Below are 13,153 nucleotides of genomic sequence, written 5' to 3'. Positions count from 1 at the left end.
CGCACGTCACGGGACCGTAAGCCTTCGGCAGGACCTAGCGGAGCTCCTGGATCCGGACCAGGTTGCCCGCCGGGTCGCGGAACGCGCAGTCGCGGATGCCGTACGGCTGCTCGGTCGGCTCCTGGACCACCTCCGCGTCACCGGCCTGCACCTTCTCGAAGGTGGCGTCCAGGTCGTGGGTGGCGAGCAGGATCCAGCCGTAGGTGCCCTTCGCCATCATCTCCGTGATGGTGCGGCGCTCGTCGTCCGTGACCCCCGGGTCCGCGGCCGGCGGCGCCAGCAGGATCGACGTGCTCGGCTGGTCCTTCGGGCCGACGGTGATCCAGCGCATCTTGCCCTGGCCGACATCGTTGCGGACCTCGAAGCCGAGCGTGTCGCGGTAGAACGCGAGGGACTCCTCCGGGTCGTCGTGCGGGAGGAAGCTGGTGTGAATGGTGATGTCCATGAAGATCATGCTAGGCAGTGGGCCACCGCGGCGCTTCTCGAATCCTGACCGGTTCCCCGCCCCCGGGCCGGGGGCCTTCCGGACCGCCCCGCTGCCCGAAGAGGCACCCCGCCGTGCCCCGCACCGGACAGGGCCGGGCTGGACGGGCCGGCGGCAGCTCCCCCAGGGTGGAAGGCCGGCAGGAGCGGGCGGTCCGCCGCGACCGCCCCGGTGCGGTCAGGGGAGATGACGGTGAACGCACAGGACCACGAACACGAGCACGAACATCACGTGCAGCCCCTGGAGACCGGGGAGGACCACGAGCGGCTGCCGGCCGGCCACCTGCACGACGGCAGAGCCGAGGAGCCCGCCGCCTCCGGCGCCCACCACCTCTTCCGGGCCGCCGCCACCGGCCGGACCGATGTGGTGGGCACGTCCGGCATGGGCGCCCTCCAGCGCACCGTCGGCAACGCCGCGCTCGGCCCCGTGATCCAGCGCGCCCGGGCCGCGGCCCCCGGGCAGGCCGAGGAGGCGGAGCAGCGCTCGCCCGTGCACGACGTCATCTCCTCCGGCGGCGGAACCCCGCTCGACACCGAGACCCGGGTCGACCTGGAGAACCGGATGGGCGCCGACTTCTCCGACGTACGCGTCCACCACGACTCGGCCGCGCACGAATCGGCGAAGGGCGTCGGCGCGCACGCCTACACCGTGGGCAACAACGTCGTCTTCCAGCGCGACGCCTACGACCCGTCCTCGCCCCAGGGCCGGACGACTCTGGCGCACGAGCTGACCCACGTCATCCAGCAGCGGAACGGGCCCGTCGAGGGTACCGAGGCGCCCGGCGGCATCCGGGTCAGCGACCCCTCCGACCGCTTCGAACGCGAGGCCGTGGCCAACGCCGACCGGGTGCTCTCCGACCCGGCCCCGGCCCCCCTGGCGGCCCCCACCGCCGCGCCCTCCGCGGCGGCGCCCGCCGTCCAGCGGGCCGCCACGGAGGACGAGGACGAGCAACCGGCCGACGTCCAGGGATCGTTCGTGCAACGTGCGGAGGAGAAGAACCCGGAGGAGGAAGAGGAGACCCCGGCCTGAAGCGCTGCCGCGACGGAAGTTGACGCCCGGTCAGCCGCCCTCGGCGTTCCGCATCGTGCCGCCCAGGAACATCGACTCCGCGCACCGTGCGGGAGCCTGCGCGCCCACCGGCTTGCCCACCTTGCGGCAGTCGATCGTCATGGTGACCTTGCCGCCCGCCGGGACCACGATCGGTGTCACGAAGTGGTAGTCGGAGTCGCGGAAGTTCTCCAGACCCAGGCTCAGCACCCGGGTCTCCCGGCCCGCGGAGACGACCAGCGTCCCGGCGTCGCCCTGCGGGTTCTGGACCACGATGTCGGTCAGCTGGAACGTCTTCCCGGCCGGTACGGTGAGCGCCGTCCCCGTGTTCGTCCCGCCGCCCAGCGCGTCCTGCACCCTGACCTGCGCACTGGTCGGTGCGGCCGCTCCCGCGTCGGCCGCCGCCGACGGGCTCGGGCTCGGAGTGGGCTTCGACTCGCCGCCCCCGCCCGAGCCGCTCCCGGCCGAATCGCCACCGCTTCCCCCGGAACCGCCCGAGCCGCCCTGCTCCGGCGCCTTGCTCTTGTCCGCCGCGGCGGCGGACCGCACCGCTTCCGGAGTGACCGCCTCGCGCGCCGCCGACTTCACCGCCGGGCGCAGCAGCGCGTACCAGAGGCCGACCAGGGCGAGCACCAGCACGGCCGCGGTGATCAGGGCGCGGGGCAGCCAGCGGGGGAGCAGCGGCTCCTGCTCGTAACTGCCGTCCACGAGGACCGGCTCCACCGGGTCCTGCCCCTCGGCGACCTGGGTCGCGGCGAACACCTGGAAGGGGTGCGTGACCGGTGTGCCGCGCCACATCCGCTTGACGGGACGCACCCGCAGCTTCGCGAACTCCGCCTTGCCCGGCGCTACTCGGAGCTCCGGCGCGGTGAACACGACGCGGGCCCGCTCGGTCCCGGGCTGGGCGCCGAGGCGCACCGTGACCGGGGTGTTGCCCCGGTTGTCGACCGCCAGCTGGTGGCGCCCGGCGAGCGCGCCGTGCGAACCGCGCGGGACCAGTTCGGCCGTCGTCTCGGTGAACGGCAGCACGGTCACCCGGCCCTCGGGCACCACCGTCTCGCCCTGCTCACCGGTCGGCACCACCCGGACCCCGAACGGCGTCTCGCCCGCCGGTACCGTCGCGTCGCGGGGCGGACGCAGCATGAGCGATACGGTGCCCGAGTCGCCCGGGTAGAGCGACAGCACGGCCGGCTCCACCGCCGCCCAGGCGGCACACGCACCGACCACCTCGAAGCGGTACTCCTCGACGGTCTGACCGGAGTTGCGGACCTGAAGGGGGACAGCCGTCTCCGCGCCCGGTGCGGCGCTGACGGTGGACGCGTCGAGGCTTGCGGTGAGACTCATACGGCGGACCGTAAGGTGGCCGCCCAGACCGTACATCGGCCGTGAAGGAACACTTTCGGGCACATTCGATGCCCCGGCCAAGCTATGTGGTTTCCTCCTCAATGAACCAGGGCATCTTCCGTGCGCCTCCTCACCAATGAGGCGCACGAACACGGCTGCGAGGCGTGTGCCAGAAGTGCTTCCGGCCGTCACACAGGGGGAGCACATATGGAGCGCACCACTGTCGCGTTACGGGCCCAGGACCCGATCTCGCAAGCCGGGGTGGCCAGCCAGTTGAGGGCGCGACCCGAAGTCAACGTCGTGGACTGGAGCGAAGAGGGGCCCTGGCCCGACGTCGTCGTCATGGTCGTGGACGCCGTCGAAGAAAACGTGCTGACGACACTGCGCCACATCCAGCGCACCACCGACTCCCGTGCCGTTCTCGTCACCACGGACATAGACGAACAGAAGCTGGTGAGCGCCGCGGAATGCGGGGTCGTCGGGGTCATCAGGCGGGCCGAGTCCACCCCCGAGCACCTGGTGCACGTCATCGAGACGGTCGCCCGGGGCGAGGGGCACCTTCCGTCCGACCTGCTCGGCCGGCTCCTCGCGGAGGTGGGCCGGCTCCAGGGCCAGGTCCTCGCGCCGCGCGGACTGCACTTCACTGGGCTCGCCGCCCGTGAGGTGGACGTCCTCCGCCTTGTCGCCGAGGGCTACGACACCGCCGACATCGCCACGAAGCTCGCCTACTCCGAACGCACCATCAAGAACGTCCTGCACTCCGTGATGACCCGGCTGCAACTGCGCAACCGGTCCCACGCGGTGGCGTACGCGATGCGCCAGGGCCTGATCTGACGCCGCCCGGACCCATACGGTCCGGGCGGCTGCCCCAAAGGGCAGCGAGAGCTACCCGCCGAAAGGGCTGACTTACCCCTGTGCGCACGGCGCGCACGGGGGACCGTGTGGGCGCTGTTCTTCGGTGGGAGGTCCGGGTGCGGGGGAGAGAAGCTGTGCGGTGGATTCGGCCGTCGGGACGCCCACCCGGACCGGCTGGCGCGCGCCGTTCGGCGGCGCTCGCCCTGCTCCTGCTGGCCACCGCGTTCGTCCCGGGGCCGGGCTCGGCCGGAGCCGCCCCCGCCGTGCCCGTTCCGCCGGACCCGTGGGTCACCCCGGCGACCGTGCACGAAGCACTCGACCCGGGCGGCTCCACGAGTGTCGACAAGTCGGTGCGTACGCCGGCGATCCCGCCGAAACCGGAGGTCGTCCTGCTGGTGGACGGCACGGGCAGCATGGACGACCCCATCGCCAGCGTCCAGCAGAACCTGCCCGCCATCACCAAGAAGGTTCTCGCCGAGCAGCCCGAGTCCAGGTTCGCCGTCGCCACCTTCGGGGACCAGCAAGTCGACCCGGGCGCCGGTTTCAAGGTCCTCCAAGGGCTCACGGACGACCTCGCCGAGGTGCAGCAAGGCGTCAACAAGCTGAAGACGGATCTGGGGGCCTACAGCATGGGCCCCTCCGAGGACTGGATCAACGGACTCTGGCAGATCGCCAACGGAGCGGGCGGCGAGACGGTCTTCCGCGAGGGCTCAACCCCGGTGATCGTGCTGGTCAGCGACGCGTCCAGCCACGCACCGAGCAACGGCCACACCATTGACGACACGATCTTCGCCCTCCAGGACAAGGGCGTCCGGGTGGTCGGCGTCGACGTGGACAGCGAGCTCGGCGACGGGCTCAACGGCACCGGCTACGCGGGCGTCCCCGGCCAGATCGAGAAACCGCGGACCAAGGCGGATCAGGCGACCCGCATCATCCAGGCCACCCAGGGCCGGCTGCTCGAAGGCATCCAGGGCGACCAGGTCGCCCAGGCCATCGTCGACGGCATGGACAACCTCCCCACCTCCGTCGGCCACCAGCTCAGCGGCTGCAGCCCCTACCTGACCGTCGCCCTCGACCCGCCCACCCGCCGGGTGACCAGCGGCGACACCGCCCACTTCGCCGAGACCATCGACGTCGCGGCCGACGCCCCCCAGGGCGCCCGGCTCACCTGCACCGTCCAGTTCCTGCTCGGCCCGCAGATCCCGGGCACGGACAGGCTCGCCCCCACAGCCGCACCCGACCCCGACTTCCAGCAGAAGATCACCATCGACGTGAACGACGTCGACGCGCCCCTCGTCGCCGTGGACGACCGCATCGCCAGGGCGGACGACGAGGACGGTACGAGGATCAGCTACTGGGCGACCGCCAGGGACGCCCAGGACGGCCGCCTCCCCGTCCGCTGCACCCCCGCGTCGGGGTCCCTCTTCCCGATCGGCTCGACCACGGTCACCTGCACCGCCACCGACTCGGCGGGCAACACCGCCACCGACACCGCCGTATTCGAGGTGCTGCCCCCACCACCGGCGCCGCTGCCCCCGCCCCCCGCGACGGACGTCGCCGTCAAGACCGACCTCAGCCCCGGCCGTACGTACATCGGCCGCCGGACCCGCGCCCGCTTCACCGTGACCAACGCGGGCCCGGACACCGCCAGGGACGTCGTCATCGCCACCAGCTGGCCGAAGCCCGGCAAGGCGAAGGACCGCACGCTGACCTCCCTCGGGCGCTGCACGGCCGCCGCCCCCTGCACCATCCCGCCCGGCGGCCGGATCGAGGTGGCCCAGACCGGCACCTACCGCGAGGCGATCACCGGGGACGTACGCGCCACCGTGAGCGGCATGCTGGGCGACCTGCACCCCGTCAACAACCAGGACACGGAACGGCTGCGCGTCCTGAGGCCCTCCCTCACCGTCACCCCGCAGGTCGCCAAACCCGGGCAGCCCGTAGTGGCGCGCGGCAAGGACTACCCGCCGGGCGAGACCGTACGCCTCACCTGGAACACCGGCATCACGGCGGACCGCACCGGCGTACGCGTGGGCCGCGACGGCACCTTCGAGGTCCAGGTGCTGGTCCTGCGCAAGGACACTCTCGGCCCCCGCGTCCTGCGCGCGGACATCGCCGGGCTTCCCCGGCTCCAGAAGCCCGTCCTGGTGGTCCAGCGCAACCTCCAGCCACCGGACTTCAAGGGCCGCACGTGAGAGGGGCGGGCACCAGGTGATCCACGAGGTGGACGACGTGCTCCGGGCCCTGATCCGGGCGGAGGTGCTCGGCGGCGGCCAGATCACGGTCGTCTTCGACGCCCCCACCCGGGAGTGGGCCGCCAAGGTCAACGCCCCCATGGTCAACCTCTACCTGTACGACATCCGCGAGGACATGCGGCGGCGCGAGCGCGGTCTGCACAACGAGTACGACGAACGCGGCGTCGTCGTCGCCCGGCGCCGTCCACCGCGCTACTTCAAGCTCTCGTACCTGATCACCGCGTGGACCAAGCGCCCCGAGGACGAGCACCGGCTGCTCTCCTCCCTGCTCGCCTGCCTCCTCGCGTACGAGGCGCTGCCGCCCGAACGGCTCGCCGGATCCCTCGCCGAGATCGGGGCCGCCGTCCCGATGTCGATCGCCCTGCCCCCGCCGGAGGACCGCTCCTTCGCCGACGTGTGGAGCGCGCTCGGCGGCGAGCTGAAGCCGTCGCTCGACCTGGTGGTGAGCGTGCCCGTGACCGCCTCGCCGACCTATCCGGCGGGGCCGCTGGTCGGCGACGAGGGCCTGCACGCGCGGTTCGGCGGTATGCCTGGTGCCCCGGAGCCGGTACGGGGCGGTCTGCCGGTGTACGGAAGCCGTCCCGGCCGCCCGGAACGGGAGGAGCCCACGGCCTCCCCGGCGCGCCGCGGTCTGGGGCTGCGGATCACCGAGCGGTACCCGACCGGTGATGCCGCTCCCGCCGCCGAGGAGGGCCCCACCGCATGACGTCCCCGGGCCGCCCCGACGACGACCTGAACCTGCGCCACCTCCTCGCCCGGGCGACCGCCGTCGAACAGCGTGTCCGCCGCGCGGTGGAGGCCCGGCAGCGCACGGACCCGGACCCGGAGGATGCGTTCCGGGGCCTGTATCTGACGGACGAGAACATCGCGCGGCTGCTGGACGAGGAAGGGGCTCGGGCGTTTCCCGACCCGGTGGGGGAGGAGGGGCCCGCCGGACCCTCCCGGCTCACCGCCCTGGAGACCGCCTTCGGGCTGACCCCGCTCGACACCGAGATCCTGCTCATCGCCCTCGTACCGGACCTGGACGACCGCTTCGAGGCGTTCTACGGCTACCTCAACGACGACGTGACCCGGCGGCGCCCGTCCATCGGCCTGGCCCTCGGCCTGTGCGGGGTGTCCCCGGCGGACGCCGTGGCGCGCGGCCGGCTGGCGGCGGCCGCCCCGCTGCGGGACGCCGGGCTGCTGCTGGCCGAGGACCTGGACCGCCCCTTCCTCAGCCGGGCGCTGCGCGTGCCGGACCGGGTCACGGCGCATCTGCTCGGCGACGACACGAGGGATCCGCGCCTCGCGGACGTCACGGCGCCGTGGGAGGCGGTCGAAGGAGTCGGCGACCCCGCGGCTCTGGCCCGGGTCCTGTCCGGCGGCGTCCCCCTGGTCTATCTCGGCGAGGACCAGGGCGGTGCGGGCACGGCCCTGGCCGCGGCGGCGCTGGAACGAGCGGGCCGGAGGGTCCTGGGCGTGGACCTCACCCGGCTGGCGGCTGACCCGGCCCCCGCCGACGCCGTACGGGCCCTCGTCCGCGAGGCGCGGCTGACCGGGGCGGGCCTGGTCTGCGCACCGCTGGACGCGGTGTCCCGCGAACACCCGCACCTGTTGCGTCTGCTGACGGCGACACCGGTGCCGACGGTGATGGTGGGCCGGGTGCCGTGGGACGCCTCCTGGTCCGCGGTGCCGCCGCTGCTCGTGCACGCCCCGAGGGTCGAGCCGTCGGCGCGCGGGGCGCTGTGGAGCGAGGCGTACCGGCGTACCGGGTCGGGCCCGGTGCCTGCCGGTGTCGACCCGGACCACCTCCTCGCCCCGTTCCTCCTGACGCCGGAGCAGGTCACGGCTGCCGCCCGCAGCGCCGCCCAGACGGCCCGGCTCGACGGCGGGACCCTCACCTCGGACCACGTACGCCAGGGGGCCCGCGCCCAGAACGCGGCGGGGCTCGACCGCCTGGCCCGCCGCATCGAACCCGCGGTGACCTGGGACGACCTGGTCCTCCCGCCCGACGCACACGCCCAGCTCCGCGAACTGACCGCCCGCGCCCGGCACCGTGACCGGGTACTGGGGGAGTGGGCGATGCGGCCGGGCGGGGGCCGGGGGCGCGGGGTCTCGGCGCTGTTCGCGGGGGACTCCGGCACGGGCAAGACCATGTCGGCGGAAGTGATCGCGGCCGACCTCGGACTCGACCTCTACACGGTCGACCTGGCGACGGTGATCGACAAGTACGTCGGCGAGACCGAGAAGAACCTGGAACGCATCTTCACGGAGGCCGCGGGGGTCAACGGGGTCCTGCTCTTCGACGAGGCGGACGCGATCTTCGGGAAGCGCTCGGACGTGAAGGACGCGCACGACCGTTACGCGAACGTGGAGAGCGCGTACCTCCTCCAGCGCATGGAGTCCTTCGACGGCCTGGCGATCCTGGCCACCAACCTCCGCGCCAACCTCGACGACGCCTTCACCCGCCGCCTGGACCTGGTCATCGACTTCCCGGTCCCGGACCCGGCCCAGCGCCGGGTGCTGTGGGACCGCTGCCTGGGAACGGTGCTCCCCCGGGGCGCGGACCTCGACCTCGCCTTCTGCGCCGAGAACTTCGAGCTCGCGGGCGGCAACATCCGGTCGATCGCGGTGACGGCGGCGTATCTGGCGGCGGACACGGGGGGCGCGGTGACGATGGCGACGCTGATCCACGCGGTGCAGCGGGAGTACCAGAAGCTGGGCCGGCTTACGCTGGCCTCGGAGTTCGGGCCGTACCTGGGGCTGCTGACCTCCTGACCCGAGGAGGCGGGCCCGGAACCCGGACACGGGTGTCACCCTTGCGCGGAAGGGGCCGGGGAGCCACCGTGGTCGGGGCCGGGCCACCGATGCCCGGCTGGGCCGAGGCCTACGGCGACGGGAGTTGGCGTGACCGCATTGTCTGTTCTGCCCGAGGGAGTTCTGCCCCACACCCTGTACGGCGAGGGCCCGCACAAGGTGATCGCGGTGCACGGCTGGCTCGCCGACCGTTCGGCCTACGACCCGGTGGTGCGCGACCTCGACCCCGGCGCGTTCCAGTACGCGGTGGCGGACCTGCGGGGGTACGGCGAGGCCAGAGGTGTGGACGGCTCGTACACGACGGCCGAGGGTGCGGCGGACGTGCTCGCGCTTGCCGACCGGCTGGGCTGGGAGCGCTTCTCGCTGATCGGCCACTCGATGGGCGGCTCCGTCATCCAGCGGGTGCTGGCCGCCGCACCGCACCGGGTGCGCCGGCTCGTGGGCATCTCGCCGGTCCCCGCGTCCGGACTGCCGCTGTCGCCCGAGCAGTGGGAGCTGTTCTCGGGTGCGGCGGCGAGCCCCGAGAACCGGCGGATCATCCTGGACTTCACCACGGGAGGCCGGCGTCCGGCGGCCTGGCTGGACCGCATGGTCCGGCGCTCGGTCCGGTGCAGTGACGAGAGGGCGTTCCGGGCCTGGCTGGACTCCTGGGCGCGCGAGGCGTTCCACGAGCGGATCGACGGATCACCTGTCGAGGCCCTGGCGATCGTGGGAGCCCTCGATCCGGCGCTCTCCGCCGAGGTGCAGCGGGCGACCTGGATGCGCTGGTTCCCGCGTGGCGCGCTGGTCGAACTGCCGTCCTGCGGCCACTACGCGATGGACGAGGCCCCGCTCGACCTGATCCGGGTGGTGGAGGACTTCCTGCGGGCGGACGCGCCCGACGGCGGGGCGACGGCGTGAGCGAGCCCGCCTTGCCCGGGCCCGTGCCCGACGTGTTCGATCCCCGGCAGTACGCTCTCGGCGTCCCGCACGACCGCTACCGCCGGCTGCGCGACCACCGGCCCGTCGCGTGGCAGGAGGAGCACGAGGTGCTGGGCTGGCCGGCGGGCCCCGGCTTCTGGGCGGTCACCCGGCACGCGGACGTGGTCCGGGTCCTGCGCGACTCCTCGGCGTACTCGTCGTACCTCGGGGCCACCCAGATCCGCGACCCCGACCCGGACGACCTGCCGTTCATCCGCCGCATGATGCTGAACCAGGACCCGCCGCACCACCGGCGGCTGCGCGTCCTGGTGAGCCGCGCCTTCACCCCGAAGCGCATCGGCCGTTTCGAGACCGTCGTCCGCGAACGCGCCCGCGCGCTGCTGAGCCGCGCCGTGGGCTCGGCACGGGAGGGTGACGGCACCTGCGACCTCGTCGGCGAGGTCACGGACGAATACGCGCTGCTCAATCTGACGGACCTGCTGGGCATCCCGGACTCGGACCGCGGGCTGCTCCTGCACTGGACGCGTCGTGTCATCGGCTACCAGGACCCGGACGAAGCGGGCACACCGCAGCGCGGCCTCGCGGGCGAAGCGGTCAACCCGCGCTCCCCGGCGGCCCTGCGCGACATGTTCGACTACGCGCACGCGCTGGCGGCCCACAAGCGGCGGAACCCCGCCGACGACGTGATGACGGCCCTGGCCACGGACCCCGAACTGACCGCGCCGGAACTGGAGATGTTCTTCTTCCTGCTGGTCGTCGCGGGAAACGACACGGTACGCAGTGCGGCACCCGGCGGAATCCAGCTTCTGGCCACGCACCCGGAGGAGTACCGCCGACTGCACGCCAACGAGGTGGCCATGGAGACCGCCGTCGATGAACTCCTCCGCCGCCACCCGCCGGTCCTCACCTTCCGGCGCACGGCCACCCAGGACACGACCCTCTCGGGTACGCGCATCCGCGCCGGTGACAAGGTCGTCGTCTTCCACGCCTCGGCCAACCACGACGAACGGGCCTTCCGCGACCCCTTCACCCTGGACCTCAGCCGTTCCCCCAACCCCCACGTCTCCTTCGGCGACGGCCCGCACGTATGCCTGGGCGCCCACTTCGCCCGTCTGCAACTACGAACTCTGTACGAGGAACTGGCCCACGCCCTGCCTCCGGCCACCCTCTCGCTCGCAACCCCACCGAGTCGCCTGCTGTCGAACTTCATCAACGGACTGAAGTCGCTCCCGGTGCGGGTGACGGACGTCTGAAGGCCCCGAGACGAGCGGAGAAGCCATTGCAACATCCGCTCGATAGCGGTGACGGCGGCGTACCTGGCGGCGGACACGGGGCGCGGTGACGATGGCGACGCTGATCCACGCGGTGCAGCGGGGGTACCAGAAACTAGTACTCCAGCTGTAGATCGTGATCTTCATGTCTGGGGTGCGGCTTGCCGCCGGTAGTGACTGGTGCATGATCGTGCCTGGTGACGGCGGCGCCAGTCGGACCAGGCAAGCCGGTGGGCCGCGTCGCGGACGGGTCGGACGACGAGCGCGATGAACAGGCGGCAGATCTCGCTGCAGGACAGCGGGATCAGATCGTCCGGGGTGGGTCGGTGTGCGTGTTCGTCGGCGCGGACGACGGCGAGGAAGGCGTGGGCCAGCATCGCGACAGTGGCCCAGCGGGCCCACGAGGGGTAGCGGCGGACCTGGTGCTCATCCAGCCCGGCCAGTCCCTTCTCGGTCTGGAAGGTCTCCTCCACCCGCCATCTGGAACCTGCGACCCTGACCAGGGTGGCCAGGGATGCCGGCGTGGTGGAGTGACAGCGGATCAGCAGCTGGTGGCAGCCCGGGGCTGGCTCGGCGAGGTCGATGACGGCCCAGTCGTAGAACCGCTGCCCCTTCGCGCCAGGCCCGGCCGAGAGCTTCTGCCAGGCCCGCTTCGGCACCTTCCGCGCCAAGTTATCGGCGCGGAACTTGCCTGCCTGGGTGGGCAGTTCGGCCGAGCAGGCCACCGCGAGGACATAGCCAATGCCGCGTTCCTCCAGAGCCGTACGGAGTCCTGGGTTGCCGCCATAGACCTCGTCCCCAGTGACCCAGCCGACGTGGTGTCCGGCGTCCAGGAACCGTTCGATCATCGTGCGGGCCAGGTCCGGCTTGGTCGCGAAGACGGTGTCCTGGCCGAGTCCTGCTGCCCGGCAGCGGTCCGGGTCGCACGTCCAGGAACGCGGGATGCACAGCTCCCGGTCCACTGCCGCGTGCCCGCGCCTCCCGGCGTAGACGAGGTAGACCGCGACCTGGGAGTTCTCGATCCTGCCGGCCGTTCCGGTGTACTGGCGCTGACCCCGACCGTGTGGGTGCCCTTCTTCACGTCGCCGGTCTCGTCGACCACCAGGACCGCGGCATCGTCATAGAGGTGCTCAACGACGTATTCGCGCACGTCATCACGGACGCCGTCGGCATCCCATACGGCCCGGCACAGCAGATGCTGCATGCCGTGCGGGCTGGCCTCCCCGGCCCACTCCGCGATCGTCCAGCAGTTCTTCCGCGGCAGGTCCGACAGCAGACCCAGCACCAACCGCCCGGCCCGCAGCCGTGGTTCGACCCGGGTGAACCGGCCCGCGATCCGGCCCATGGCCATCTCGAACGCCTCACGCCAACGGACGGGATCTATGCTGTGACCTGCGGCCACCGTCTCATCGTTACTCCACACAAGTCACGATGATCAACGGTGGTCGCGCCCGTCTCCGCACCGGGCCGGGACCCGACCAGGAAGCAGATCATGATCGCCACTGTCCTTGCCGTCATCGGGACGCTCCTCGGATCGATTGTCACCGGCACGTTCCAACACCTCGCGGCCGGCCGCGCCGAGCGCGCAGCGGCCGCTGAGCAGTTGCGCCGCGACCGGCTCGACGCGGTGACCACACTCGCCTCCGCCGGCTCCGACCACCGCCGGGCCCTGTGGATGCGCGGAGAGGCTCGGCTGCGCGGCGCCGGCAACGATGAGCTCGAAGAACTACGAGCCAAGTCTCATGTCACCCGCGCCGCCATCACCCGACCCCTGGTTGCGCTGCGGCTCCTCGTGCCTGACCCGGCTGTCCACGCCACCGCCCAGGCAATGGTCGTCGTCACATACAACATGGTCGATGCCGCCACGAGCATTGAGGAGCTCACCGCAGCGCAGGACGCCGCACGTGCCGCACACGACCGCTTCATCGACGCTGCCGCTGCATACTTCAGGGCCAACACTTGACAGTGCCGCGGCCCTGCCCGCCCGACGTGACTTGCTCTATGCCGACGGCATGCAGGCATGAAGATCACGATCTACAGCTGGAGTACTAAAGGGTGTTGCAGAAGGCTCGGTTCCGGGTATTCCCCTTGTATGGGTGGGGTGTTGCGGGCTGAGCCGGTGTGGGTCGAGACGTTCACAGGCTTGCGGATCGACCGGTTCGCGAAGCTCGTGAAAGTGG

10 protein-coding genes and 2 pseudogenes are annotated in these 13,153 nt (G+C 72.1%); 9 read left to right on the top strand and 3 right to left on the bottom strand.

The window, feature by feature from the left end; genetic code table 11:
- Positions 1-34: 34 nt before the first annotated feature.
- On the bottom strand, positions 35-445 hold the full coding sequence (locus tag ACZ6C6_RS33440; protein WP_469208404.1) for a VOC family protein: 411 nt from the start codon (positions 443-445) through the stop codon (positions 35-37).
- Positions 446-670: 225 nt separating this feature from the next.
- Between ACZ6C6_RS33440 and ACZ6C6_RS33435 the strand changes: the two genes are divergently transcribed.
- Positions 671-1,513: an eCIS core domain-containing protein gene (locus ACZ6C6_RS33435; protein ID WP_469208402.1), complete on the top strand. Its 843-nt coding sequence runs from the start codon at positions 671-673 to the stop codon at positions 1,511-1,513.
- Positions 1,514-1,543: 30 nt separating this feature from the next.
- Here ACZ6C6_RS33435 and ACZ6C6_RS33430 read toward each other — a convergent pair whose 3' ends face one another.
- A complete protein-coding gene (locus ACZ6C6_RS33430; protein ID WP_469208400.1) occupies positions 1,544-2,875 on the bottom strand; it encodes a COG1470 family protein in 1,332 nt (443 codons plus the stop codon).
- Positions 2,876-3,082: 207 nt separating this feature from the next.
- Between ACZ6C6_RS33430 and ACZ6C6_RS33425 the strand changes: the two genes are divergently transcribed.
- The 6 genes from ACZ6C6_RS33425 to ACZ6C6_RS33400 all read left to right on the top strand — a co-directional run bounded on the left by ACZ6C6_RS33425 (position 3,083) and on the right by ACZ6C6_RS33400 (position 10,955).
- Complete coding sequence (locus ACZ6C6_RS33425) at positions 3,083-3,709, top strand: helix-turn-helix transcriptional regulator (RefSeq protein ID WP_469208398.1); 627 nt, start codon at positions 3,083-3,085, stop codon at positions 3,707-3,709.
- 155 nt (positions 3,710-3,864) lie between these two features.
- Positions 3,865-5,925, top strand: a complete 2,061-nt coding sequence (locus ACZ6C6_RS33420) for an HYR domain-containing protein (protein WP_469208396.1) — start codon at positions 3,865-3,867, stop codon at positions 5,923-5,925.
- A gap of 16 nt (positions 5,926-5,941) precedes the next feature.
- Entirely contained in the window at positions 5,942-6,691 is a 750-nt protein-coding gene (locus ACZ6C6_RS33415; protein WP_469208394.1) for a Pvc16 family protein, read from the top strand.
- A complete protein-coding gene (locus ACZ6C6_RS33410; RefSeq protein ID WP_469208392.1) occupies positions 6,688-8,742 on the top strand; it encodes an ATP-binding protein in 2,055 nt (684 codons plus the stop codon). The genes ACZ6C6_RS33415 and ACZ6C6_RS33410 overlap by 4 nt, the downstream gene beginning before the upstream one ends.
- Positions 8,743-8,880: 138 nt before the next feature.
- On the top strand, positions 8,881-9,681 hold the full coding sequence (locus tag ACZ6C6_RS33405; RefSeq protein WP_469208523.1) for an alpha/beta fold hydrolase: 801 nt from the start codon (positions 8,881-8,883) through the stop codon (positions 9,679-9,681).
- Entirely contained in the window at positions 9,678-10,955 is a 1,278-nt protein-coding gene (locus ACZ6C6_RS33400; RefSeq protein WP_469208391.1) for a cytochrome P450, read from the top strand. The genes ACZ6C6_RS33405 and ACZ6C6_RS33400 overlap by 4 nt, the downstream gene beginning before the upstream one ends.
- Positions 10,956-11,116: 161 nt before the next feature.
- Here the strand turns inward: ACZ6C6_RS33400 and ACZ6C6_RS33395 are convergent.
- A pseudogene (locus tag ACZ6C6_RS33395) lies at positions 11,117-12,318 on the bottom strand (IS701 family transposase).
- Positions 12,319-12,465: 147 nt separating this feature from the next.
- On the opposite strand from ACZ6C6_RS33395, the gene ACZ6C6_RS33390 reads away from it, so the two are divergent.
- On the top strand, positions 12,466-12,936 hold the full coding sequence (locus ACZ6C6_RS33390) for a hypothetical protein (RefSeq protein ID WP_469208389.1): 471 nt from the start codon (positions 12,466-12,468) through the stop codon (positions 12,934-12,936).
- 129 nt (positions 12,937-13,065) lie between these two features.
- A pseudogene (locus ACZ6C6_RS33385) lies at positions 13,066-13,153 on the top strand (IS5/IS1182 family transposase); the annotation flags it as partial.

The organism is Streptomyces sp. NPDC041814, assembly GCF_055590565.1.
Note: the sequence above shows the minus strand (reverse complement) of the source record. Positions and strands in the feature narration are given on the sequence as shown.

What these genes read in the sequence shown, in the direction of transcription:
- ACZ6C6_RS33390 (WP_469208389.1), top strand. Translation starts at nt 12,466, where the DNA reads ATGATCGCCACTGTCCTTGCCGTCATCGGGACGCTCCTCGGATCGATT.
- ACZ6C6_RS33435 (WP_469208402.1), top strand. Translation starts at nt 671, where the DNA reads ATGACGGTGAACGCACAGGACCACGAACACGAGCACGAACATCACGTG.
- ACZ6C6_RS33410 (WP_469208392.1), top strand. Translation starts at nt 6,688, where the DNA reads ATGACGTCCCCGGGCCGCCCCGACGACGACCTGAACCTGCGCCACCTC.
- ACZ6C6_RS33440 (WP_469208404.1), bottom strand. Translation starts at nt 445, where the DNA reads ATGGACATCACCATTCACACCAGCTTCCTCCCGCACGACGACCCGGAG.
- ACZ6C6_RS33430 (WP_469208400.1), bottom strand. Translation starts at nt 2,875, where the DNA reads ATGAGTCTCACCGCAAGCCTCGACGCGTCCACCGTCAGCGCCGCACCG.
- ACZ6C6_RS33425 (WP_469208398.1), top strand. Translation starts at nt 3,083, where the DNA reads ATGGAGCGCACCACTGTCGCGTTACGGGCCCAGGACCCGATCTCGCAA.